The organism is Halalkalibacter akibai JCM 9157 (assembly GCF_000513135.1).
Lineage (GTDB): Bacteria > Bacillota > Bacilli > Bacillales > Bacillaceae_D > Halalkalibacter > Halalkalibacter akibai.
Genome location: NZ_BAUV01000018.1, coordinates 21,158 through 44,957 on the forward strand (window position 1 = coordinate 21,158; position 23,800 = coordinate 44,957).

Annotated in this window: 22 protein-coding genes and 5 pseudogenes; 20 read left to right on the forward strand and 7 right to left on the reverse strand. The window is 37.6% G+C overall.

The features are described from left to right. Window positions 1-157 precede the first annotated feature (157 nt). The 5 genes from JCM9157_RS11395 to JCM9157_RS11410 all read right to left on the reverse strand — a co-directional run bounded on the left by JCM9157_RS11395 (window position 158) and on the right by JCM9157_RS11410 (window position 2,895). Window positions 158-760, reverse strand: coding sequence for a YkzI domain-containing protein (locus tag JCM9157_RS11395; RefSeq protein WP_235714930.1), 603 nt, complete (start codon window positions 758-760; stop codon window positions 158-160). A 256-nt stretch (window positions 761-1,016) separates the two neighbouring features. After that, the gene (locus JCM9157_RS11400) at window positions 1,017-1,472 is read right to left on the reverse strand and encodes a GNAT family N-acetyltransferase (protein WP_035664854.1); all 456 of its coding nucleotides are present in this window, start codon (window positions 1,470-1,472) and stop codon (window positions 1,017-1,019) included. Window positions 1,473-1,626: 154 nt separating this feature from the next. Next, entirely contained in the window at window positions 1,627-1,848 is a 222-nt protein-coding gene (locus JCM9157_RS11405) for a DUF3813 family protein (protein ID WP_035664855.1), read from the reverse strand. Beyond that, window positions 1,848-2,003 carry a hypothetical protein gene (locus tag JCM9157_RS24635; RefSeq protein ID WP_156321488.1) on the reverse strand — a complete coding sequence of 52 codons (156 nt, stop codon included), beginning with the start codon at window positions 2,001-2,003 and terminating at the stop codon, window positions 1,848-1,850. Before JCM9157_RS24635 ends, JCM9157_RS11405 begins: the two co-directional genes overlap by 1 nt. A 79-nt stretch (window positions 2,004-2,082) precedes the next feature. Further along, window positions 2,083-2,895, reverse strand: coding sequence for a Cof-type HAD-IIB family hydrolase (locus JCM9157_RS11410; protein ID WP_035664856.1), 813 nt, complete (start codon window positions 2,893-2,895; stop codon window positions 2,083-2,085). Between the two features lie 146 nt (window positions 2,896-3,041). Between JCM9157_RS11410 and ctaG the strand changes: the two genes are divergently transcribed. The 15 genes and pseudogenes from ctaG to JCM9157_RS24640 all read left to right on the forward strand — a co-directional run bounded on the left by ctaG (window position 3,042) and on the right by JCM9157_RS24640 (window position 17,431). After that, complete coding sequence (ctaG, locus tag JCM9157_RS11415; RefSeq protein WP_060475451.1) at window positions 3,042-3,959, forward strand: cytochrome c oxidase assembly factor CtaG; 918 nt, start codon at window positions 3,042-3,044, stop codon at window positions 3,957-3,959. Window positions 3,960-3,998: 39 nt separating this feature from the next. Beyond that, on the forward strand, window positions 3,999-4,595 hold the full coding sequence (locus tag JCM9157_RS11420; RefSeq protein ID WP_035664859.1) for an SCO family protein: 597 nt from the start codon (window positions 3,999-4,001) through the stop codon (window positions 4,593-4,595). 25 nt (window positions 4,596-4,620) lie between these two features. Beyond that, window positions 4,621-4,815 carry a hypothetical protein gene (locus JCM9157_RS11425; RefSeq protein WP_035664861.1) on the forward strand — a complete coding sequence of 65 codons (195 nt, stop codon included), beginning with the start codon at window positions 4,621-4,623 and terminating at the stop codon, window positions 4,813-4,815. An 18-nt stretch (window positions 4,816-4,833) separates the two neighbouring features. Then, a pseudogene (locus tag JCM9157_RS11430) lies at window positions 4,834-5,142 on the forward strand (redoxin domain-containing protein); the annotation flags it as partial. A 399-nt stretch (window positions 5,143-5,541) separates the two neighbouring features. Then, window positions 5,542-6,578 (forward strand): annotated as a pseudogene (gene argC, locus JCM9157_RS11435) (N-acetyl-gamma-glutamyl-phosphate reductase). An 11-nt stretch (window positions 6,579-6,589) separates the two neighbouring features. After that, complete coding sequence (gene argJ, locus JCM9157_RS11440; protein ID WP_148296855.1) at window positions 6,590-7,831, forward strand: bifunctional glutamate N-acetyltransferase/amino-acid acetyltransferase ArgJ; 1,242 nt, start codon at window positions 6,590-6,592, stop codon at window positions 7,829-7,831. 28 nt (window positions 7,832-7,859) lie between these two features. Continuing rightward, window positions 7,860-8,645 (forward strand): acetylglutamate kinase, encoded by a 786-nt coding sequence (gene argB, locus JCM9157_RS11445; RefSeq protein ID WP_035664865.1) that lies wholly within the window; start codon window positions 7,860-7,862, stop codon window positions 8,643-8,645. An 11-nt stretch (window positions 8,646-8,656) separates the two neighbouring features. Next, a pseudogene (gene argD, locus JCM9157_RS11450) lies at window positions 8,657-9,822 on the forward strand (acetylornithine transaminase). A gap of 101 nt (window positions 9,823-9,923) precedes the next feature. Next, window positions 9,924-11,003: a carbamoyl phosphate synthase small subunit gene (locus JCM9157_RS11455; protein WP_035664867.1), complete on the forward strand. Its 1,080-nt coding sequence runs from the start codon at window positions 9,924-9,926 to the stop codon at window positions 11,001-11,003. After that, a complete protein-coding gene (gene carB / locus JCM9157_RS11460; protein WP_035664869.1) occupies window positions 10,996-14,148 on the forward strand; it encodes a carbamoyl-phosphate synthase (glutamine-hydrolyzing) large subunit in 3,153 nt (1,050 codons plus the stop codon). The genes JCM9157_RS11455 and carB overlap by 8 nt, the downstream gene beginning before the upstream one ends. A 13-nt stretch (window positions 14,149-14,161) precedes the next feature. Continuing rightward, window positions 14,162-15,114 (forward strand): annotated as a pseudogene (gene argF / locus JCM9157_RS11465) (ornithine carbamoyltransferase). 63 nt (window positions 15,115-15,177) lie between these two features. After that, window positions 15,178-15,369, forward strand: a complete 192-nt coding sequence (locus JCM9157_RS11470; protein WP_035664871.1) for a YjzC family protein — start codon at window positions 15,178-15,180, stop codon at window positions 15,367-15,369. A 173-nt stretch (window positions 15,370-15,542) separates the two neighbouring features. Then, a complete protein-coding gene (locus JCM9157_RS11475; protein WP_035664873.1) occupies window positions 15,543-16,286 on the forward strand; it encodes a hypothetical protein in 744 nt (247 codons plus the stop codon). 69 nt (window positions 16,287-16,355) lie between these two features. Beyond that, entirely contained in the window at window positions 16,356-17,249 is an 894-nt protein-coding gene (locus JCM9157_RS11480; RefSeq protein WP_035664875.1) for an NAD-dependent epimerase/dehydratase family protein, read from the forward strand. A 14-nt stretch (window positions 17,250-17,263) separates the two neighbouring features. Continuing rightward, window positions 17,264-17,431 (forward strand): hypothetical protein, encoded by a 168-nt coding sequence (locus JCM9157_RS24640; protein ID WP_156321489.1) that lies wholly within the window; start codon window positions 17,264-17,266, stop codon window positions 17,429-17,431. A 103-nt stretch (window positions 17,432-17,534) separates the two neighbouring features. Here the strand turns inward: JCM9157_RS24640 and JCM9157_RS11485 are convergent, their stop codons facing one another. Beyond that, window positions 17,535-19,130, reverse strand: a complete 1,596-nt coding sequence (locus JCM9157_RS11485; RefSeq protein WP_035664876.1) for a peptide chain release factor 3 — start codon at window positions 19,128-19,130, stop codon at window positions 17,535-17,537. 250 nt (window positions 19,131-19,380) lie between these two features. Between JCM9157_RS11485 and JCM9157_RS11490 the strand changes: the two are divergent. The 3 genes and pseudogenes from JCM9157_RS11490 (at window position 19,381) to JCM9157_RS11500 (ending at window position 21,046) form a co-directional block, all read left to right on the forward strand. Further along, window positions 19,381-20,339: pseudogene (locus tag JCM9157_RS11490) on the forward strand (BMP family ABC transporter substrate-binding protein). 82 nt (window positions 20,340-20,421) lie between these two features. Further along, on the forward strand, window positions 20,422-20,601 hold the full coding sequence (locus JCM9157_RS11495; RefSeq protein ID WP_035664931.1) for a ComZ family protein: 180 nt from the start codon (window positions 20,422-20,424) through the stop codon (window positions 20,599-20,601). A 121-nt stretch (window positions 20,602-20,722) separates the two neighbouring features. Continuing rightward, window positions 20,723-21,046, forward strand: a complete 324-nt coding sequence (locus tag JCM9157_RS11500; RefSeq protein WP_035664877.1) for a hypothetical protein — start codon at window positions 20,723-20,725, stop codon at window positions 21,044-21,046. A 21-nt stretch (window positions 21,047-21,067) separates the two neighbouring features. Here the strand turns inward: JCM9157_RS11500 and JCM9157_RS11505 are convergent, their stop codons facing one another. Next, on the reverse strand, window positions 21,068-21,382 hold the full coding sequence (locus JCM9157_RS11505) for a hypothetical protein (protein WP_035664879.1): 315 nt from the start codon (window positions 21,380-21,382) through the stop codon (window positions 21,068-21,070). Between the two features lie 178 nt (window positions 21,383-21,560). Here JCM9157_RS11505 and JCM9157_RS11510 point away from each other — a divergent pair, with 178 nt between their 5' ends. Both JCM9157_RS11510 and fabF read left to right on the forward strand, forming a co-directional pair. Further along, complete coding sequence (locus tag JCM9157_RS11510) at window positions 21,561-22,499, forward strand: beta-ketoacyl-ACP synthase III (RefSeq protein WP_035664881.1); 939 nt, start codon at window positions 21,561-21,563, stop codon at window positions 22,497-22,499. A gap of 49 nt (window positions 22,500-22,548) precedes the next feature. Continuing rightward, the gene (gene fabF / locus JCM9157_RS11515) at window positions 22,549-23,790 is read left to right on the forward strand and encodes a beta-ketoacyl-ACP synthase II (RefSeq protein ID WP_081734146.1); all 1,242 of its coding nucleotides are present in this window, start codon (window positions 22,549-22,551) and stop codon (window positions 23,788-23,790) included. Window positions 23,791-23,800: the final 10 nt, after the last annotated feature.

Genomic DNA, 23,800 nt, shown 5'->3' on the forward strand with positions numbered 1-23,800 from the left:
ATAAATAGAACAAGTAAAAAAGAAGGGAAGAGCGGCGTATATCCAGAAAGTTGAGGTGGATGAGTAGGAGATTAAGGGAATTGTTCCCGAAAAAATGCAAGCACTTCTTCGGTGCTTGCATCTCTGTTGCAAAAGCAGCAGATTAGAAAAATTATTCTTATAGAAGTTGTTCAACTTGTTCACGACGAGAGATAAGTCTTTTGAGCTTTTTCTTATGAGAATTGATTAGCCATTCATCTGAGTCAAGAAGGGCTTCATGTAACTCCATTAAAACATAATCAATCTCTAAGTTCATCATGTTGTATATAGTTCTTGGCTCAAGTGACTTTCCATCATCTTTGTACTGAATCATCGATCCATTACGGTTCATCATGACTTTTTCACTCCCATCAATTTCGATCATAGACTCAATATCACCAGACTGGTATGACGTAATATAGAGGGGGCCTTCGGTCGAACGTTTAACAATCCCATTGCCTTTTTCATGCTGCAACAGCTTCTCTAACGCGCTTGCTAACAGATCATCATAAATATGAAGACTGTCAGCTGATAAGGTGAGAAATTCTGTATTGCGAATAAAAGGAAGTTCGTGGACAGAATCTTCTAATTCAATCATAAGGTAAATAGTTTTTGCATCGTAGCGCCAAAAGAGAGAATAATGTTGACTCATCATTTTCTTTATAAATTGGTGTAGCGCTGGTTTCGATAACTCAATGTAAACATCGGAAAACTCGACTTCAACAAATGAATCTCTCATCATTAAGCATACACTCCTTTGACAGCTTCGCATTGCTTATAGTTATGGTTGATTTATCATATGTTGAAAAGTCAGAAAAAAGAAGCAAAACGCCCAGTTTCAAGCGAAATGGGCGGGATAAAAATAATAAAAAGGTGGCTAGTTATTAGGAAATTGAGGTTCAAGAATTAATATGTAACGGAGCTATAAGGAAATGAAGAAAGACAACAAAGTATACGAAAACAGACTCACATAAAAAAACTGCTGAGTAAACAGCAGTTTAGAACCTAGATCCGTATCGTTTAGAAATAATATCATAAAAACCAAGTGAGTTATAAAGAGCTTTAGTTGCCTCGTTGTTAATACCAGTTTCCAATTCTATCCCTTTAATTCCTTCGTTTTCAGCCCAATAGATAAGATGAAGCAGAAGTTTCTTGGCAATCCCTTGATTTCGGTGTTCTTTGTGGACAAAAAGGTCATTTAACCAAATATAGTGACCACCTTTTTCGATGCTAAGTGCCACATTTAAGAATGCAGCTCCAACTAGTGTATCTTCTTTTTCAGCAACAAAAATATGAGCCTGTGAATCTTTTTTCATAGCGAGATCAATAGTCGTTATTAATTGATCATAAACATTAACTGGTCCAATTGATTCAAATTGTCCCATAAATAAGTCGGCAATCCGTCGTTTGAATTGGATATCAACGTCTTTATCCACCTCATAAACCTTTACCATTCGTTAAGTTCCCCCTACATGTTACCTTATCTTTACCTATCAAGGGTAACACAAAACATCAGTAGTTAGTAGAGAAATTATGAAGTTCAGAGAAACATAAAAAAGATTGAATACAAAGCTATGACTTTGTTATTCAATCTCCGGTCTTAAATTTCTAGAGATTATAATCGTATAAATGATTAATATGGTTCTGCATATGGACAATTTGGTCTTGTTCGGCTGGGGATGATTGGCTAAACGCTTGATCTAATGTTGCTTTCGCGCGGTCAAGCTCTTTTTTTACCGCTTGATGTTGCAAATCAGTTTCTGCAGCTAATGCAAGCAACTCCAAACGAGCAACAGACTCTCTAGCATCTAGAAAACTTGAACTTTCCATTACTTCATACCTCCTTTTGGATATACTCCATGAAGGCGTTCTGCTTTTTCTAATGCCATGTCACCCATTGTGAGAGTGTTGGTAGTCTTTTGCTCAGCACGATGAATGGGATCTTCTTGCTTTGGGTTTTGTTTTGAATATTCGTGTTCACTCATGTGAATAACTCCTTACATTCAAAATAGATAAACTTTACGCTTTTAACGTACCCTAACAAGAAAATCTCATTCTAATTATTCACTTTAAATTCAACGCGTCTTCTAAATAAACTGCAATTCCATCTTCTTCGTTTGAAAAGGTGATTGAATTTGCCAGCTGTTTTAATTGGGGAATGCCATTAGCCATAGCAACTCCTTGACCGGCCCATTCAATCATTTCAAAATCGTTATCTTCATCTCCAAAAGCAATTACGCGCTCTTTTGGTATGTTATAAAAATCAGCTACTTTTTGAAGTCCAACTGCTTTATTCATTCCTGCCTTAACAATTTCAATCATATTCCAAGGTGCTCCCCAGACTCTTTGGTCAATAACCTCTGCATGAGCATCTACAAGTAGTTCTCTTAATTGATTAACATGATGATCCTGTGGATGTATCAACACACAGGTTGGGTCTTCTTTTAAGATATGTAATAAGTTTCCGTGCTCAACAGGTGATTGTCCCGCTGAAAAGGTATTAACCAACACTTCATCTAAATGACGGAGGTAGAAATCATCAATAATTTCAACCATAATATTACTAACATTAAAAGCCTCACATGTTTCAATAACTGTTTTTGCTGTTTTTAGATCTAAAGGAGAATGATGAATTCCAAAACTTTGGTCGAGTGGATGATGAACGAAAGCACCGTTAAAATTAACAATTGGTGTATTAAGGTTTAATTCTTGGTAATACTGGTTGCTGGCTCTGTATGGCCTTCCTGTTGAAATACAGACGATATGACCATTTTCTCTCGCTTTTGCAATAGCCTCTTTGTTCCGCTTAGATATCGTTTTTTCATCGGATAATAAAGTACCGTCTAAGTCTAAGGCAATTAAGTGTTGTTCTCCCATTTACAATTCCTCCTGTTGGTTGATATTTCAAATAAATATTACAGATTCGTTCAATTTTTCATTTGTTAAAATGTGATATGATAGACGTGCTTAAGAAGTGAAATTTATCACTTTTAAGAAATTCTCCATTAAAGGAGGGCAAGACTGTGGGTATATTATACGATAACTTTGGCTTTAGGGCTTTATGGACGCCAGAGTTACTTGTTGGACTAGCTTTTATAGGAATCTTATATTTTCTCGTTATAACGAAATGGCGTAATCGCTTTAAGAACTCGTCTCCTGTAAAAACGAGGCAAAAAATTTATTTTGTGTTGGCTCTAATTGCTCTATATATTGGTTGGGGAAGCCCGTTGTACTTAGCTGGACATATTATGATCAGCTTTCATATGACGCAAATGGTTTTTGCTTATTTTATTGCAGCACCTCTTTTTTTATTAGCAATCCCGACCTGGTTCTTTCAAGCGCTTATTGACCGTTTCCGAACTCCTGTAACAGAAAGGGTTTTTCGAGTTATTTGGAGCCCGATTGTAGCTCTTTTCTTATTTAACGGACTTTTTTCATTTTATCATGTACCATTGATGTTCGATACATTGATGCAAGCCGTTGTCTTACACAGTTTTTATGAATATTTGTTAATGTTTGCTGCTTTATTAATGTGGTGGCACATGATTGCCCCGTTACCAAATGCATTTCCTTTGTCAGATTTACGTCGAGTAGGGTATATTTTTGCTAACGGTATATTAATTACACCAGCTTGTGCATTAATTATTTTTGCTGGAGCTCCTCTTTACCAAACCTATACCGATCCGAATATATGGGCTAGTGTAATGGCGTATTGTTTACCTGCCGGAATGGATGTTCCAATGTCAATATTTCAAGGACCTGATTCTTTTGCTTTTCTTGAAACAAGAATGGATCAACAATTAGCTGGTGTATTAATGAAAATTATGCAGGAAATCACTTATGGTATTACCATAGGCTACGTTTTTAAACAATGGTTGAAGAAAGAAAAGCAACAAGATGGAGAGTTAACCATTAGTGATATTCCGATAGTGAAGAGTTAACCATTTTTGTTTAAATGCCAAACTAGAGAGGATTTAACTATGAGAGTTGTACTACCCTTAATAATGATTGCTTTACTTAGTGGTTGTGGCTGGGTTTATCAAGTAGGGAGCGGTGGTTCTTCTGAATACGATATTTCAAAGGCACAAATGCAGATCGTGGATTTTGAATTCACTAATCAAGAAGGTTCTCCGTTTGGAACTAATCAGTTACAGGGCCAATATTGGCTAACTAATTTAATTTTTACACATTGTCCAACTGTTTGTCCGACCATGACACCTAATATGCAGAGACTTCAAGCAGCGATGCAGTCAGAGAATATTGATATGTCTTTTGTGTCGTTTACGGTTGATCCAGAAAGAGATACCGTAGAAGCACTTAAATCATATGGAACTAATGTAGGAGCAGATTTAGAATCTTGGCATTTTTTAACGGGATATACAGTTGATGAAATTGCTGATTTTGCCGGTGAAAGTTTAAAAACTCCTGTACAGCATATTGATGACAGTGATGATATTGTGCACACTACTAGTTTCTTCTTAATTGACCCTGATGGATTTGTTATTAGAAAGTATGATGGTCTTCAGTCAAATCAAGAAACGATTATTAAAGATTTAATTCAAACAGTTAAGAACTAGAGAACGAGAGGTAAGAGGTGATACAATGATCGACAGAAAGAGAATGGTTTGGGTCAAAATAATCTGTCTTGCTATTGCAGGATTAGTGTTAACAGGCTGTGGAGGAAACGACCAATCAGGTGACGGTGACTTAACACTTCTCAATGAAGAAGGTGAACAAGTCTCTTTAACGAACAAAGAGAGAGCCACGATTTTGTTTCACTTTACAGAAGTTGGCTGAGGACTTTGCCAACAGCAACTAGTTCAGTTGCAAGAAAACCTTGATTTATTTCAGAACGTAAATGCTGACATTTATGCCATTAGCACAGATACACCTGAAAATTCAAAAAGTTTGAAAGAGGCTGGTGCCTTTACATTTTCTTTCTTATCTGACCAAAAATTTGAAGTGCTAGAGCATGTTAATATGAAAAATAACGGAATGTCTTACAGAGGAATGAGTATATTAGATAAAGATGGCAATCATATCTACCACCAAATCAACGATCACTGGGGCGAACAAATTGAAGATATGGTCATTATCATTCATGAGCATTTAGAAAACGAATAAAGGTAGATAGAAAATAGAGAAGAGATTAACCTAGTAAGCAGGTTAATCTCTTTTTAATTTGGCTGTTTTCATAGTAATTATAACCTCGAAAACAACCCCGAATGCGAAGAAGCATTTTAATTTAGGGAAAACAATTCACTAGAAGGAGATTAGTAAGAGACAGACACACAAAAAGAACTGAAAAGTATAATAATTTCAGATTCCTGTAATGAACATTGTCTGAGAAATAGCCATTTAAAAAAGATTCTTTTTGACGAAATAACTTCTAAATGTGAGAAAAAACTGGTTATTTGAAAATTAGGCGAAATAAAATAAAAATACAGTTGAATTAATTTTTATACATAGATATAATGAGTAGCAAGACAAAGAGCAGATAAAGAAAAGTTGGGAGAGGTTACAATGAGAGTAGGGATAATTGGGGCTACAGGTTATGGTGGAGCGGAATTGTTAAGGTTGCTAAACCAACACCCTCATGTAGAAGACATTGTTTTGTATTCATCTTCAAAAGAAGGTATGAATATACAAGAGTCTTATCCACATGTCTCTGAGATATACAACCAAACATTAAAGAAGATTCATATAGACTCAGTAAAATCTGAGGTTGATACGGTCTTTTTGGCTACGCCTCCCGGAGTATCGGCGGAGTGTCAGCAGCCATTGCGGATGCTGGCTGTCAAGTTATTGACTTATCAGGTGATTTAAGATTAGAAGATCCAGCAACATATGAAAAATGGTATAAGCGAAAGTCAGCTCCAGTCTCGCTAATTAAAAATGCTGTATATGGTCTTCCGGAATGGAACCGTGAATTGATTAAGAAAGCCAAGATTATTTCAAATCCCGGTTGTTATCCGACTGCAACATTATTAGGGTTAGCACCACTTGTTCAAAAAGGTTTAATTGATGAAGACTCCATTATTGTTGATGCTAAGTCTGGAACTTCTGGAGCAGGAAGATCACCTTCAGCTATTACACATTACAGTGAAATGAATGAAAATTTTAAAATATATCAAATTAACACCCATAAACATGTTCCTGAAATCGAGCAAATATTGCATAGGTGGAATAAAGACATTTCAACTATTACATTTCAACCGCATTTAGTGCCAATGGTACGAGGAATTATGGCAACGATTTATGTAAAAGCAATTAAACAAACAAATGAAAAAGAACTAAGAGAGCTGTACCAAACAGCCTATCAAAACGAATGCTTTGTTCGAATTCGACCAGAAGGGCAGTTTCCGGCAACGAAGGAAGTTTACGGTAGTAATTATTGTGATATTGGGATAACTTATGATGAAAGAACAGGTAGAATCACCGTTGTCTCTGTTATTGACAATGTTGTAAAAGGAGCTTCTGGTCAAGCGATTCAAAACTTTAATATTATGAATGGATTTGAAGAAGGAACAGGGTTGAATATCGTTCCGATGTATCCATAACGAAGGGTGGTATTCTCGTGAAGGGCATAGCCAATGCACCAGCGATTGAAAAAATAGAGAATGGAAGTATAGTGACACCAAAAGGCTTCCAAGCAACTGGTTTATATTCCGGAGTAAAAAGAAAAAGACTTGATTTAGGGGCCATTTATTGTGAAGTACCTGCTAGTGTTGCAGCTGTATATACATTAAATAGAATTCAAGCAGCACCAATTAAAGTAACAAAAGAATCAATTGCAGAAGCTGGAAAAATTCAAGCAATTGTCGTAAATAGTGGAAATGCAAATGCTTGTACGGGAAAAAAGGGACTTGAGGATGCTTACGAAATGAGAAAGCAAAGCGCACAACATTTTCAAATCCCTGAACATTATGTAGCAGTTACATCAACTGGGGTAATCGGAGAGTTTCTTGCGATGGATAAAATTGTACCAGGTATTAAACAATTAAGTCCAAATTCAACGCTCGAAGATGCTGAAGCTTTCAATCAAGCCATTTTAACAACAGATACTACAAACAAGAAAGTATGCTTTCAAACTGTTGTGAATGGAAAGACGGTTTCAATTGGAGGAGTGGCAAAAGGTTCTGGAATGATTAATCCTAATATGGCTACGATGCTTTCGTTTGTAACTACAGATGCAAATATAGAATCAGATGTTTTGCAACAAGCTTTATCAAACATAACCAATCAAACATTTAATCGGATCACGGTAGATGGAGATACGTCAACAAATGATATGGTAGTCGTTATGGCATCAGGACTTGCCGAGAATGAGCCTCTTTCTCCGAATCACCCTGATTGGGAAAGTTTCTATCAAGCTTTAAAAGAAACATGTGAATCATTAGCTAAACAGATTGCACGAGACGGTGAAGGAGCTACTAAGTTAATTGAAGTCCAAGTAAAAGGGGCTTTAACTGATGAGGATGCTGGGAAAATAGCCAAGAAAATTGTAGGATCTGACCTTGTGAAATCAGCTATTTATGGAACTGATGCAAACTGGGGAAGAATCATCTGTGCGATTGGATATAGTGGTTGTGAAATTAATCCAGATACGATTGACATTGGGATTGGACCCGTACAAACATTGATTCAAAGCCAGCCAACTGCTTTTTCTGAAGAAGAGGCAAAGTCATATATGGAGTTAAATGATACGGTGGTCATCCATGTAGATCTTCACTTAGCTGAAGGAAGCGGAAAAGCATGGGGTTGTGATTTATCTTATGATTATGTGAGAATCAACGCTGGTTACAGAACATAAATAAGAAAGTCCCGGGGAGGGGAAACAGGTGAAAGATGTTGTCGTGATTAAATGTGGAGGAAGTACGATCGCTGAATTATCTCCAGAATTTTTTTCGAGTGTAGTAAAGATGCAAGAAAGTGGAAAGCATCCGATTATTGTACATGGCGGAGGTCCAGCTATCAATCAACTTCTGCAAAAATTAGACATTAAATCTGAATTTGTTGATGGATTAAGAAAAACGACAGCAGATGTTTTAGAAACTGCTGAGATGGTATTATGTGGGAAAGTTAATAAGCAAGTAGTCACAAGTATTCATCAAGCTGGAGGAAAAGCTGTTGGTTTATCAGGCTGTGACGGCAAGTTAATAGAAGTTAATCCGATTAATGAAGGCATGCTTGGATACGTTGGAGAACCGACAAAAGTGAATACAGGTCTACTTCATTCATTAATGGAATTAAACATGATTCCTGTTATTGCACCAATAGGCATGAATCAACAAGGGGTTCATTACAATGTCAATGCTGATAGCGCAGCTGCGGCAATAGCAAAAGAATTAGGAGCTGAACAACTCGTATTTGTAACAGATGTTGATGGTATTTTAAAAGACGGAAAATGTCTGGAACAAGTGACGGCTGAAGAGATTGAAGCATATATTGCTGACGGAACGATCTATGGTGGAATGCTACCAAAGGTGAAAGCGGCGTTATCTACTTTAACAGATAATCTAGAGTCAGTCATGATCATGAATGGAAAATCCAGGAATGTTGGCAAAGATGGAGCTGTTCAAGGAACAAAGATAATGAAAACTAAACAGAAGTTAACTGTTTCTTAAGGGGGATCTACATGAGCGCTTTATTTCCAACCTATGCGAGATGGGATATCAAACCAACTAAAGGACTAGGAACAAAACTAATAGATGAAAATGGAAAAGAATATTTAGATTTTATTGCTGGAATTGCTGTTTGTAACCTTGGTCACTGTCATCCAAAAGTGATTGCAGCTGTACAAAAACAGCTTGAGCAACTATGGCATGTATCTAATCTCTTTCAAATTGAAGGCCAAGAAAAGGTAGCTCAGTTACTAGTTGACCATAGTGTCGGTGATTACGTCTTCTTTTGTAACAGTGGTGCAGAAGCAAACGAAGCCGCGATTAAGTTAGCTCGTAAAGCCACTGGTAAACACCATATTGTCTCTATGAAAAACTCATTTCATGGACGTACACTAGGAAGTATGGCGCAACAGGCCAAGATAAAATCCACCAAGGCTATGGTCCACTCTTAACTGAATTCACTTATATAGACATGAATAGTGAAGACGCACTAAAGCAAGTAGTAACAAGTGAAACGGCAGCTATTATGGTTGAGGTTGTACAAGGTGAAGGTGGAATTAAACTAATGAGTGAGGAATTTGCCAAAGCACTTACGGCTACTTGTGAGGAATTTGGTTGCTTACTAATTATTGATGAAGTACAAACGGGGATTGGTCGAACTGGGTCAGCATTTGCTTATGAACAATTTGGATTATCACCAGATATTGTTACATTAGCAAAAGGGTTAGGAAATGGATTTCCTGTGGGGGCACTAATTGGCAAAGAAGCATTAAAAGATTCATTTTCACCAGGAAGCCACGGCTCAACTTTTGGAGGAAATCCTCTTGCGATGGCTGCCGCTGAAGCTGTGTTAACAGAAGTGTTTTCAGCAGATCTACTTAAATCTGTTCAAGTTAAAGGTGATTGGCTTAAAGAAGAATTGAAGAAAAACGTAGATTCTCTTTCGATCGTCGAGGAAGTTAGAGGAAAAGGGTTAATGGTTGGAATTGCTTGTGAAATTGAAGTCGCCCCAATTATTGAGGCTTGCAGAGAAAAAGGGTTACTAGTGTTACCGGCAGGTCCAAAAGTTATAAGGCTATTACCACCACTTCTTGTTTCTGAACAAGAATTAAAACAAGCGGTTCAAGTGATTACTGAAGTACTAACAAAACTAACACAAAATTTAAGCGTGAATCAATAAAAATATCACTACGAAAAGATTGTAGTGTTTTTTCAAAAGAACAATTGTATAAAAATTAGATGGCTAGTATAAGTATTCGTTAAATGGGTGGAGGGATACAGTTGAAAGGATACGTAGTATTAGAAACAGGAGAAGTTTTTGAGGGAACGTTACACAGTAAGAGCACTGAGGTCTATGGTGAGATTGTGTTTTTTACTGGGATGTCAGGGTATCAAGAAGTGTTGAGTGATCCGTCATTTAAAGGGCAAATGGTCGTGTTCACGTATCCACTAATTGGGAACTACGGGGTGAATGATTCGGACTTTGAAAGCATCATTCCGCATGTCAATGCTCTTGTAGTGAGTGAGTTATCTAATGAAGGCTTCCACTATGAATCTTGTTCTTCGCTCTTATCATATTGCGAAAAACAATCTATTCCACTTATCTCAGGGGTGGATACAAGAGCAATTGTCAAAAGGATACGAGAACAGGGCGATATGCGTGCGATCATCACAACTGATCCTAGCAATCTATCATTTGATCATTATCTTCCACTTGGGCAACAAGAAGTAGTACCAATGGTATCGAGTTCTTCAATTGAAACTCACGGTTCAGGAGAGCACCACGTGGTGATGATGGACTTTGGCTATAAAAAGTCAATTTTAGATTCTTTGTTAAAATTAGGAAATAAAGTAACGGTCGTTCCGTATGATACGACGTTTGAACAAATCGAACAACTTCAGCCAGACGGAATTCTATATTCTAATGGTCCAGGAAATCCAAAGCAATTGGAATATTTACTGCCAACGATAAAAAAAGTAGCTGAAACGTTTCCAACAATGGGAATTTGTTTAGGGCACCAACTGTTAGCACTAGCTTTCGGAGCGGATACGGAAAAGCTAACATTTGGTCACCGTGGCGCTAATCAACCAGTGATGGATCTATCCACTAATAAAGTGTATATGACTTCGCAAAACCATAGTTATGTAGTCAACGAGCAGTCACTTAAGGACACAGGGTTTGAAGCAAAGTTTGTGAATATCAATGATCGTTCCATTGAAGGTTTAATGCATAAAGAGTATCCGGTATTTACCGTTCAATTTCACCCAGAAGCTCATCCAGGACCGTCTGACAGTGAACAACTCTTCTATACATTCATAGAAATGCTAGGAAATAAAGGGAGAGAGAAAGCGTATGCCTAAACAACAAGATCTAAAAAAAGTCCTCGTTATTGGTTCAGGACCAATCGTCATCGGGCAAGCAGCAGAATTTGATTATGCAGGAACTCAAGCTTGTTTAGCTTTAAAAGAAGAAGGAATAGAAGTTATTTTAATTAATAACAACCCTGCAACAGTAATGACAGATGAGTCATGTGCAGATCGTGTTTACTTTGAACCTTTAACGATTGAAAGTGTAGAAGCCATAATTCAGAAAGAACAGCCTGATGGAATTCTCGCAACACTAGGTGGTCAAACTGGTTTAAATTTAGCGATGGAGCTCCATGATCATGGCATCTTAAAGAAATATGATGTTCATCTACTCGGTACGCCAATCGAGTCCATTAAAAAAGGTGAAGATAGAGAAGAATTTCGTGCCTTGATGCTAGAATTGAATGAACCCGTACCAGAAAGTGATATTGTCACGACAAAAGAAGCTGCCCTAAAGTTTGCTGAGCAGGTAGGATATCCGATCATCGTTCGACCAGCTTATACTCTTGGAGGAGCTGGTGGTGGAATTGCTTCAAACGAGAATGAGCTAAATCATATTATAAAAGCTGGACTCTCTCTAAGTCCAATTAGTCAGTGCTTAATAGAGAAAAGCATTGCTGGATTCAAGGAAATTGAGTATGAAGTGATGCGCGACAGCAATGATACTTGTATCACAATTTGTAATATGGAGAACATTGATCCTGTTGGTATTCACACCGGAGATTCCATTGTTGTAGCTCCATCTCAAACGTTAACGGATGTTGAATACCAAATGTTAAGAACCTGTTCGGTTAAAATTATTCGAGCCCTCGGAATTGTTGGTGGCTGTAATATCCAATTTGCATTAGATCCGAATAGTAAGCAGTATTATTTAATTGAAGTGAATCCACGAGTAAGCCGGTCGTCGGCATTGGCCTCAAAAGCAACTGGCTATCCAATTGCTAGAATGGCTGCAAAAGTAAGCATTGGTTATAACTTACACGAATTAATTAATCCTGTAACAGGTCATACTTATGCTAGTTTCGAACCGGCTCTTGATTATGTAGTAGTGAAATTTCCACGTTGGCCTTTTGATAAATTTGTTCATGCTGAACGAAAACTTGGTACTCAAATGAAAGCAACTGGGGAAGTTATGGCGATTGAACGAAATTTAGAAGCTGGTATTCAAAAGGCTGTGCGATCTCTTGAGTTAAAAACAGATGGATTGTCTTTGCCAGCGATTACTAACAAAACGACTGAACAACTATGGGATCTTGTTAAGAATGCGGATGACCGTCGCTTCTTTGTTTTGCTTGAACTAATGAGAAGAGGCGCTACGAGAACAGAGTTGCATGAAACAACAGGGATAACAGAATTTTTCCTTCAATCGTTTGAACGATTAATTGCTTTAGAGAAAGAGATAAAAGCAACGAGTATTGAGGAAGTCACTCAAGATTTTCTATCTCTTTGTAAGAAATCAGGATTTTCAGATGAATGGCTTGCCCGTGCTTGGGGCATTGAGGAAAGTAATCTTAGGGAAAAGAGAAAGTCTCTTGAGATCGTTCCTTCGTATAAAATGGTTGACACTTGTGCGGGAGAGTTCACGGCATCGACGGCTTATTTTTACTCTAGTTGGTCAGGTGAACATGATACGATCCCTCAATCAGGGAAAAAGAAAATTTTATTATTGGGTTCAGGACCAATCAGAATTGGGCAAGGAATTGAATTTGATTATTGTTCGGTACAAGGCATTCAAAGTCTTCATCGCCTTGGCTATGAAGCGATAATGATGAATAATAACCCGGAAACCGTAAGTACTGATTATGCAACAGCAGATCGCTTATATTTTGAACCATTAACAGTTGAGGATGTGTTAAATGTCATTGACTTGGAACAGGTTGAAGGAGTCATTGTTCAACTTGGAGGTCAGACAGCAATCTCGCTTGTTGAAGGATTAGAAAAAGCAGGTGTGAAGCTATACGGTACAAATCAAGATACCATTGATCAATTAGAAGATCGTGGACGTTTCTATTCGTTCATGAAACAAGTTGAAGTACCACATATTCCTGGAGTTACCGCAGAGAATGAGCAAGATGCTCTCCTAAAGGCGACTGAAATTGGTTACCCTGTGTTAATTCGTCCTTCTTATGTTATCGGAGGTCAAGGAATGGTTCTTTTCCAATCAGAAAGTGAGTTTGTTTCTTACTTGGAAGATAAAGAACAAAGCATATCATATCCAATATTAATTGATGCCTATTATCCGGGTATTGAGTTGGAAGTAGATGCTTTAACGGATGGTCGTGCAGTATGTATCGCAGGTATGTTTGAACATGTTGAGCGCGCAGGTGTACATTCAGGTGATAGTATAGCTGTGACACCGCCTTATACGATTTCGAAAAAGGTAAAAGAACTTGTTTATTCTTACACAGAAAAAATCGCTAAAGGAATGGACTTTAAAGGGATATTCAATATCCAATTTGTTTTATTCGAAAATCAGTTATATGTCATTGAAATTAATCCACGAGCTTCAAGAACAGTGCCTATTTTAAGCAAAATTTCTAATCTATCTTTAATTGACTATACCGTTCAATTGCTTTTAGGTTCGACGTTGAAGGAACTTAAACTTACTACTATTATTTTACCTGAACCAAATTTCTACACGGTGAAAGCACCTGTTTTTTCTTATCAGAAACTTGCTGGACTTGATCCAATTCTTGAGGCGGAGATGAAATCGACCGGAGAGCTTATGACAATGGGCGCTAATTTAGATGAGGCGTTTTTAAAAGCATTTGTCTGGTCACAGCAATCAAAACCTAAATTCTTTACTGAAAAGACCGGATCTATTTACGTTGATGTTGATCAAGATCATCTTGCTTCATTTGAACCGTTTGCTAAGCAGTTGGAAGAACTTGGCTTCCAATTAGAATCGAATAACTTTGATAAGTGGATCGAGGATGATAAAGCAATTGCTTTAATTAGTTTGCCTAAGCTCGGGACTAAAAATGGTACTGAAAAAAGACAAGAAGCGTTAAGACAGCGCTGTTCAGTTATATCAGAACTTTCAACTTTACAAGTGATGTTAAAAGCATTAACCGTGCAAGATGTAAAGTATCAAGCGATTCAGGATTGGTGGACAAAAGAAAAGGAATTTATTAACTAAAGGACGTGACAATGTGAAAGCAACAGTAATAGCAAAAGATCAAACTTTTACTGGTAGGGACTTCTTAACCCTTCTTGACTATACGCCAGCTGAAATAACAAAGTTGTTAGAAAGTGCACTTGAGATTAAAAAGAATAAATCAGCTTATGCTGATACATTAAAAGGTCAATCGCTAGGAATGATCTTTGAGAATGCGTCCACTAGGACTCGTGTTTCCTTTGAGGTTGGAATGACTCAGTTAGGAGGTCATGCTTTATTTTTAAGTCCTAGAGACATGCAAATTGGCCGTGGGGACCGGTTATTGATACGGCAAATGTTTTATCTAGATATGTGGACGCTATAATGATTCGTACTAATTCACATGAATTAGTGGAAGAATTAGCTGAATACGCTTCTGTACCAGTTATTAATGCATTAACAGACAACTATCATCCTTGTCAAGCAATGGCTGATTTACTGACAATTGTTGAACACAAAGGTGCTTTAAAAGGGTTAAAGCTTGCTTATATTGGTGATGGAAATAATGTGGCGCATTCCCTCCTTGCAGCAGGAGCTAAAGTTGGGATGGACGTGAGTATTGCTACACCGGCAGGTTACGAGGTAAATGAATCTATTTTTGATAAAGCGCAAAAAGCTGCAGAAGAAACAGGAGCAACCCTAATACAGACCACTGATCCTATAGAAGCTGTAAAAGATGCTGATATCATTTACACAGACGTTTGGGCAAGTATGGGATATGAGCAAGAACAAGAAGAACGTTTAAAGCAGTTTAGCCAATTTCAAGTTAATGAGGAATTAGTTAAGTCAGCAAAGAGTGATTTTATCTTCCTACATTGTTTGCCAGCGCACCGAGGCGAAGAAGTAACAGCTGAGGTGATTGATGGTCACCATTCTGCCGTTTATGACCAAGCTGAAAATCGTTTACATGCTCAAAAAGCTATTTTACTCGCTTTATTAAGCAAATAAATGATCTCGTCGTTCATGATTAGAAGCTAGATGGGCAATCTAATCATGGAAGGAGGGATTCATATGGGTCAAAGTCGTATGTTTGAACCAGGTCAAAAAGCACCAAATAACGGAATTTATGTAGAAATTGGTGAAACGGGTGACATGGTTCAGGATCCGAAGTCATTAAAAATGCATGCAGGAGATACTTTCCCTGATACTCAAAATCATAATCGTAAATGGACATACAAACCAAAACCAAAAGCTGGTCTATAAGAGCTCCGACTCTCCAATTCTTATTTAATAAGCGTTGGAGAGTTTTTTTACGTTCTAAATATATGAATTTTATCGGGGGATTTTACTTCCATTTTTTAATTTGTTGCATAACGTAATAAAGATAAAGTAGTTATGTACGTAGAAAACACCAAGGATGGGAGAGGCGTAAAGCAATGGTACATGCAAGATTTATTCGCATAGAAGAACAGTGGAACGTCATTTATCTTCCAGAACGTCCAAATGGTTTTGCTGTTTTTTTACTTGGAGATAATGCAATGTTAGTTGAAGGAGATACAAGCGACTGGGAACAACATCCGGAGAAACATATGTTTTTAAAAAGCTTGTTAAACAGGGGTTATACTGTTATCGCCTCATCTTTATTTGATCGTCACTGGGGGAGCCCAAAGGCATTTCGGTTATTGGAACAACTATATCATATCGTTATCAAACAAGAAATCTTAAATAAGAAGGTGCATTTATTTGCCGAAGGAGCGGGTGCTCTATTAGCGATTAGATGGATGAACAGTCTTTCTGATCGAATAAGATCGTGTTATTTTATAAATCCATGTTTTTCACTAAAAGAGTTCTATATACAAGAGAAAGAGAATAAACTGTATTTTAAACGGTTCTTAAGAGAAGTTGCTGAATCATACGGAGAAGACCACAATAAAATAGATATCCATAAAATGAAAGAGATTACACCAGAAATGACAACTGATGATGTCCCACCGTTGTCTATACATTGTCATATGTTAGAGAGACGTTTTCCTTTGCAAAAGCATAGTCGACCCTTTCAACAAAAATTAGCCGATAAGCAGATTCTTGTCAATTTACGAATTCACGGAAATGATAAATCGTTCTCTCAAGCAGCGCAATCTTCATTACCATTTTATAAAAGATACGAACTCGCCCTATAGCCATTTCTTTGCTACTAAAGGATTGGCTCCTTACATACTAAGATGCATTACGGTAGAAAGGAGATGCTTATGGAAAAAGTTGTCGTTACCGGAGGATTAGGATTTATAGGATTTCATTTAGTGGAGAGGCTCTTAGCAGAGGGAATACAAGTCGTGATCATAGATCAAATTTCCGATGAGAAAAGAGAAGAACAAGAGGAAAAATGGTTAAGAATAGGGAGGAATGATTTAGTAACACTAATAGACGAGAATTTAGAACGAGTCAATTTCTCTAAAGTGTTAAAAGGAGTAGACGTTGTCTATCATTTAGCTGCCTCTACATCAAATGACAGTAAGTGGAAAAAACTTCAAAAGGTAATTGAAAATAACGTTGAAATTACTAAAAAGATAGTGGAGTCCATTCCACCTAAGGCTAAATTAATTTATTCTTCTACTGTTGAGGTTTACGGTGAAAGACCTGGAACCATTACTGAAAGAACTCCTAGTAATCCGACAACTCCATACGGAATTACAAAATTAGCTAGTGAACGACTCATTCAACAAGATTGTGTGAAGAGAAATATTGTTTATAACATTGTACGATTACCTACTGTGTATGGTCCGTGGCAGAGAAGCGACATGACCTACCAACAAATTTTGACTAATGAACCGAATCCAGGTAAAGATCGTTCGACTATAGATGTAATGTATGTTGAAGATTGTGTTGAAGCTTTTTATCTTGTCGCAACAAAAAATATAGCGAATGAAATTTTTCATCTAGCTACTGGTGAAGAGTTGTCTTGGTTTAAAGGGCTAGATTTGTTAGAATGTAGCGAATTAGTTCCCAAAAGTCCAATCAAGTCTTTTTTAAGTCCCGATAAAACAAGGAATATCTTAGGATTTGTGCCACAAGTTTCATTAGAAAAAGGTCTTGCCAAACAAAGGGAACATGTGAAACAATGGCAACAACAAAGAAGCTTGTGAATGGGTGTGACTAAGTGAAAAGTAAGCAGGCAGTTGTTGGAATCTTAATATTTGCCATAGTGACGATAATTGCTTATATTTTTTTGCAAGGATTATTAGACCTTAGCGAAGGGATAAGCGTGATTATAGCACTTATTCTTGGTGGAGCGGCAGAAATACTCTACCGTAGAAAATTAGGATAGAAGATTTTCAAACGGAATGGGAGCAGTTTGAGTGAAAGATACAAGAAAAGGGTTATTCCAAAGGTTATATACGGACCTTTGGAATAACCCTTTATATTTTTGATTAGTTCTCACGAATAAATGAATTCTCATAAAACTTCATGTCAGGATATTTCTCAATAGCAGTTCTCATCTGAAACTCGTTTTCAAATAAAACAACGATCCGGCCATCGCGATCAGTTGCTAAATTGCGTTGAGATTTCTTAAATGCGTCCATCGCTTCTGTAGGACCTGAAACCCAACGAGCAAATGAAAATGGAAGACGTTCTAGTTGAATATCGACGTGGTATTCATGCTTTAATCTATACTCCAACACTTCAAACTGCAAGACTCCCACTACTCCAACAATTTGTTGTTCTGAAAAACGGTTATACGTTTTAAAGAGCTGAATAGCCCCTTCTTCGGTTAACTGTTGTAGTCCTTTTTCAAACGATTTATGCTTCAGAGCTTCTTTGACCGTAATCGAACTGAAGAATTCTGGTGAAAAATGAGGCATTTCATCAAATTCAAAAGCTTCCCCTTCAACCAGTGTATCCCCAATTCTAAAAGTACCTGGATCAAATAAACCGATAATGTCACCTGCATAGGCTTCATCAATGATACTGCGACTTTGTGCTAAAAATTGTGTTGGCTGTGAAAGCTTTAAGTTCTTACCTACTCGAACGTGCTTCACAGACATCCCACGTTGAAACTTCCCTGAAGTGATGCGTAGGAAAGCGATACGATCACGATGAGCTGGATTCATATTTGCTTGAATTTTAAAAATGAAGCCTGAAAAACCATCATGTGTTAGTGGCTCAATGATGCCATTTGAACTTTCACGTGGTGTTGGTGAAGGTGAAAGTTTCAGAAAATGCTCTAAAAACGTTTGAACGCCAAAACTTGAAATGGCACTACCGAAGAAAATAGGTGTTAGTTCTCCGTTTGCAATTAATTTCGGATCAAATTCATCGCCAGCTACATCTAGTAATTCGAGTTCTTCGCGGAATTGAGTTACTAAGCCTGCATCGCCAATTGCTTCATCAAGTTTAGGATCATCCGGTCCTTCTAATTGAATAATGTCAATCTCTTTTGGATTCTCGGGATTATATAACTCCAGTCTTTTGTTATGTCGATCATATACACCAGAGAAAGATTGCCCCATTCCAATTGGCCACCCCATTGGATATGACCTAATACCTAATAAGTTCTCGAGTTCTTCCATTAATTCAAAGGGATCTCTACCTTGACGGTCTAATTTATTCATGAAGGTAAAGATGGGAATTCCTCTCATCTTACAAACTTTAAATAATTTTTTTGTTTGTGCCTCGACCCCTTTAGCTGCATCTATTAACATCGTTGCAGAGTCAGCTGCTGTTAATGTTCGATACGTGTCTTCACTAAAGTCTTCATGTCCAGGTGTATCAAGAATATTTATATGGTAACCATCGTATTGAAATTCTAAAACTGAACTCGTTACGGAGATTCCACGTTGTTTTTCAATTTCCATCCAATCACTCATTGCATGTTTGGATGTTTTCTTCCCTTTTACAGATCCTGCTTCGCGGATAGCACCACCAAAAAGCAAGAGCTTCTCGGTTAATGTCGTCTTTCCGGCATCTGGATGGGAGATAATCGCAAAAGTACGACGCGATTCAACAGCTTGTTTATAATTCATCATAGGGTTCCTCACTTTTTCCTACAGTTTGTCTCGGTTCATTATATCAGTGTTGCGCTGATGTTTCACCTTCTTTCAATAAAGATTACAATCTTATTACAAGTTGGTTTCAAAAAGCAAGTTATAAAGGAAATGAACATACGATTAACGAATAATAGAACAATAATATCTGAAAAACATCAAAAAAAAATCTAATTTTCATAAAAAAATGTTTTATAATACATAGGTGCAAACAGATAGGGAGAGTGTCAACATGTTTAATCAGCGTTTATTACTATTGTGTTTACCAATTTTAATTTTAATTGGGTGTGCCAATGCCAGCTTAAATTCTGCTAGCAGAGTAGGTTTGTTAATAGAGGATACTATTGATGACCAAGGTTGGAACAGCAAAGGTTACCAAGGACTATTAAATATTCATTCGAATTTAAACGTAGAAGTAACGTTCAAAGAAGATATGAATACGGAACCAAAGGTGAAAAAGGCAATTGAAGAATTCGTTGATGACGATGTAAAGCTAATTTTTGGACATGGTCACTTTTATGCTGAACTGTTTACAGAAATAGCGCCTGTATATCCTGATGTACATTTTGTTTGCTTTAATGGGGAGGTAGCAGGAGAAAACGTCACAAGTCTTCAATTTGAAAGCTATGCAATGGGTTATTTTGCGGGGATGATGCAGCTGCGATGAGTGAAACTGGAGAAATAGGAGCAATTGCCGCTTTTCCTTGGCAGCCTGAAATAGAAGGATACCAAGCTGGAGCTGCTCTTTACGGGGAAAACATTAATACTCACGTCTCCTATGTGGAAGATTGGTATGATAGTGAATTAGCACTAAGTTATTTTGATAAATTAAAGAAACAAGGAGTAGATGTCTTCTATCCTGCTGGAGATGGTTATCATGTTCAAGTGATAGAAGAAGCAAGAAGTGAAGGTTTATATGCAATTGGATTTGTTGGAGATCAATCTGATTTAGGAGAATCTACTGTTCTAACAAGTACGGTTCAACATGTTGATTATTTATATGAACTAATAGCTACTCAATTTTATCAAAATGAACTTACTACGGGAAATTTAAGCTTTGACTTTGAAGATGGTGTTATTTCATTAGGAGAATTTAGTTCAAAGGTGCCAGACGACCTTAGAATGAAATTTGAACAAGCCGTACAAACATACATAGAAACAGGCGAGTTACCAACGGAACCGATTATGTAACTTACTTGCTTTACGTTTCATGACATAGTATGGTTATGAAGAAGATCAGATAACGAGGTGGATAAACGTGAATAATCCTGAGATGAACATGAAATTTATGCAAATTGCAATGAAACATCTTCCAGACGGAAAGAAATTCCTTGATGACAAAGGAATTGAATTAAACATGGAAGATCTTCAACCTATGCTTGAGCTTTTATTAAATGTTATGAACGAGGCTTATGAATTAGGAAAAGAGCAAGCAGCAGAACAAACAAATTAAGTCTTAAAGAAATGAGCTCGCCTGACAAATAAAAGTCGGAACGAGCTTTTATTATGAATGTGACTCTCTGAAACAAGCTTAACAAGCTAAGGGACTCATAGTATTTTTAGGAGGAGATGAAATGGAGAAAACGGAGAAATTAAAAGTCTTTGCTCAGGAAATGAAAGAAGGCTTACAGCTGGTTCAAGAGAAACAGGATCACGCTGCAATAAAGAAATTGCAACCGTTCGTTGAGTTAATGAGACAAAGCCAAGCACCTCATATTCGTCTTTTTTCCTCTTATAGTTTAGCTCAGATTAGAACAGGGGATTTAGAGGGATTTTTACAAACTTACAGTGAAGTAAAAGAAATGACCCCTAAAACAGAAGAAGAAACAAAGCTTAAAAATCAACTAGATGGTTTTTTCACTGATCTAATGGAAGAATTACAAAAAGATAACCACTGATAGATGAAAAAAACGCTAACATTACTCGTTAGCGTTCTTTTCGTTCTTCTCAGATTTTTTATCTTGATTAAAATAGGAAGAAATAGCTGTAGCCAATGGGCCTAACTTAGCAATAACAGGTCCAAGCGAGTCAACCAGTGCAAAAATACTTTCTAATTGATCTGGTTGTTTGTTTTGCTCTGAAGCATTGTTATCAGGTTGTGGCTGTTCTGCTCCACTATCAGTTGGCTCATTCTCAGTCGGGCTTTGATTTTGTTCTGGAGGCATAGGTGGTCTTCCGAACATTAAATCTGAGAAAAAATCACTCTGTGGTTGAGGTTTTTGTTCTTCACTCATATCATTTCCTCCTTACTGTTTCTCTCTAGTATTGTATGGGTAGTTCAATCTCGTGGTGTAAAGACTAAAGCCTATTTAAGCGGTAAATCTAGACAGATTACACTTCTTGAGTTAAAATTAGTATCAGGTACTAATTACGCCCAAACACTCGTGTTTTAGCGCGAAAGGGGAATGAACAATGACAAAAGCCGGGATAATCGGTATGGGTAGTTATATAGGAGAAGAGCTTGTTACAAACGTTGATTTCGAAAAAAAATTAGATACAAACGATGAATGGATCAGATCTAGAACGGGAATTGAGGAAAGACGTTTTGCGCCTAAAGAGGTCGACAGTTCTGACATGGCGTTTATTGCTGCTGAGAAAGCATTAAAGCAAGCAGACTTAACCGCTGATGAAATTGACCTAATTTTAGTTGCGACTGTAACTCCAGACATGCCGTTTCCGACTGTTTCTACTTTAATTCAACACCGTTTAGGAGCTAATAAAGCAGCTGCGATGGATATAAGTGCAGCCTGCGCGGGTTTCATTTATGGACTAGCAACAGCGCAACAGTTTATCGAAAATGGAGCATATAAGAATGTGCTTGTTGTTGGAGTGGAGAAGTTATCAAAGATCACAAATTTTGAAGATCGCAATACAGCCGTGCTATTTGGCGACGGGGCAGGGGCAGCTGTTGTAGGACCAGTTTCTGAAGACAAGGGAATTCTTGCTTTTGAGTTAGGAGCAGATGGTGCGGGTGCTATGCACATAAATCAAAAAGGTCCTTATTTGGAAATGAATGGCCGTGAAGTATTTAAATTTGCGGTGCGTCAAATGGGCGAATCTTCATTAGCTGTCCTAGAAAAAGCTGGGTTAACAAAAGAGGATTGTGACTTCCTTGTTCCTCACCAGGCCAACATTAGAATAATGGAAGCAGCCCGAGAACGATTAAATTTACCTCAGGAAAAGATGTCTAAAACGGTTCATAAATACGGAAATACATCTTCGGCTTCAATTCCTATGGCCATGGTTGACGAGTTGAATGAAGGGAAAATTAAAGATGGAGATGTCCTTGTATTAGTTGGTTTTGGTGCAGGACTTGTATGGGGTTCTGTAGCAATCAGATGGGGTAGGTAATCTATAATCAAATAAAAAATGGAATTTACTGAAAAAGGAGAGAACATTCGTGGAAAAAAGACGAGTCGTAATAACAGGAATGGGAGCTGTAACTCCTTTAGGTCTTGATGTGGCAACAACCTGGCAGAATGCAATTGAAGGTAAATCGGGAGTAGGTCCATTAACAAGAGTTGCTGCAGAAGAATTTCCAATGAAAGTTGCTGCAGAAATTCGTGACTTTGATCCAGGCACGTTTATGGATAAAAAAGAAGCGAGGAAAATGGATCGCTTTACTCAATTTGCAGTTGCAGCATCACTTATGGCAGTAAAAGATGCAAACCTGGAAATTACTGAAGATATCGCTCCTAGAGTTGGAGTATGGATTGGTTCAGGAATCGGTGGTATGGAAACGTATGAACAAAACTTCCGTAACTTCTTAGAAAAAGGTCACCGTCGTGTTAGTCCGTTTTTTGTTCCAATGATGATACCAGACATGGCTTCCGGGCAAGTTTCAATTATAACAGGAGCAAAAGGGATTAACTCATGTTCCGTAACAGCCTGTGCTTCTGGCACAAATTCAATTGGGGATGCTTTTAAAGTTATTCAGCGCGGTGATGCGGACATTATGATAACTGGTGGTTCAGAAGCTCCAATCACGAATATGGCAGTAGCTGGTTTCTGTTCAGCGAAAGCTGTTTCAACAAGTGAGGATCCTAATACAGCATCAAGACCGTTTGATGCGAACCGTGATGGTTTTGTCATGGGTGAAGGTGCCGGTATTTTAATCCTTGAAAGTTTGGAGTCTGCTGAAAAACGTGGAGCTACGATTTACGCTGAGATTGTTGGCTACGGTGCAACAGGGGATGCTCATCATGTGACAGCACCAGCTCCTGAAGGTGAGGGTGGAGCTAGAGCAATGAAACAAGCTATTGATGATGCTGGTTTAACACCATCAGATATTGATTACTTGAATGCACATGGTACAAGTACTCCTTATAATGATAAGTTTGAAACGATGGCGGCAAAGACTGTATTTGGTGAACATGCTTATAAAATGGCTGTCAGTTCGACTAAATCAATGACAGGTCACTTGTTAGGAGCAGCAGGAGCTGTAGAGGCTATTCTCTCCATTAAAGCAATCCAAGAAGGAATTATTCCTCCTACTATTAATTATGAGACACCAGATCCTGATTGTGACCTTGATTATGTGCCTAATAAAGCACGTAAACAAACAGTGAGAGCAGCGGTAAGTAATTCTCTTGGGTTTGGTGGTCATAATGCTACTCTTGTATTTAAGCAATTTACAAGTTAATAAGTAGTGA

Coding starts and splice junctions, on each gene's coding strand:
- JCM9157_RS11395 (WP_235714930.1), bottom strand. CDS start 760: ATGATGAGAGATTCATTTGTTGAAGTCGAGTTTTCCGATGTTTACATT.
- JCM9157_RS11400 (WP_035664854.1), bottom strand. CDS start 1,472: ATGGTAAAGGTTTATGAGGTGGATAAAGACGTTGATATCCAATTCAAA.
- JCM9157_RS11405 (WP_035664855.1), bottom strand. CDS start 1,848: ATGGAAAGTTCAAGTTTTCTAGATGCTAGAGAGTCTGTTGCTCGTTTG.
- JCM9157_RS24635 (WP_156321488.1), bottom strand. CDS start 2,003: ATGAGTGAACACGAATATTCAAAACAAAACCCAAAGCAAGAAGATCCC.
- JCM9157_RS11410 (WP_035664856.1), bottom strand. CDS start 2,895: ATGGGAGAACAACACTTAATTGCCTTAGACTTAGACGGTACTTTATTA.
- JCM9157_RS11420 (WP_035664859.1), top strand. CDS start 3,999: ATGAGAGTTGTACTACCCTTAATAATGATTGCTTTACTTAGTGGTTGT.
- JCM9157_RS11425 (WP_035664861.1), top strand. CDS start 4,621: ATGATCGACAGAAAGAGAATGGTTTGGGTCAAAATAATCTGTCTTGCT.
- carB (WP_035664869.1), top strand. CDS start 10,996: ATGCCTAAACAACAAGATCTAAAAAAAGTCCTCGTTATTGGTTCAGGA.
- JCM9157_RS11470 (WP_035664871.1), top strand. CDS start 15,178: ATGGGTCAAAGTCGTATGTTTGAACCAGGTCAAAAAGCACCAAATAAC.
- JCM9157_RS11475 (WP_035664873.1), top strand. CDS start 15,543: ATGGTACATGCAAGATTTATTCGCATAGAAGAACAGTGGAACGTCATT.
- JCM9157_RS11480 (WP_035664875.1), top strand. CDS start 16,356: ATGGAAAAAGTTGTCGTTACCGGAGGATTAGGATTTATAGGATTTCAT.
- JCM9157_RS11485 (WP_035664876.1), bottom strand. CDS start 19,130: ATGATGAATTATAAACAAGCTGTTGAATCGCGTCGTACTTTTGCGATT.
- JCM9157_RS11495 (WP_035664931.1), top strand. CDS start 20,422: ATGAACATGAAATTTATGCAAATTGCAATGAAACATCTTCCAGACGGA.
- JCM9157_RS11500 (WP_035664877.1), top strand. CDS start 20,723: ATGGAGAAAACGGAGAAATTAAAAGTCTTTGCTCAGGAAATGAAAGAA.
- JCM9157_RS11505 (WP_035664879.1), bottom strand. CDS start 21,382: ATGAGTGAAGAACAAAAACCTCAACCACAGAGTGATTTTTTCTCAGAT.
- JCM9157_RS11510 (WP_035664881.1), top strand. CDS start 21,561: ATGACAAAAGCCGGGATAATCGGTATGGGTAGTTATATAGGAGAAGAG.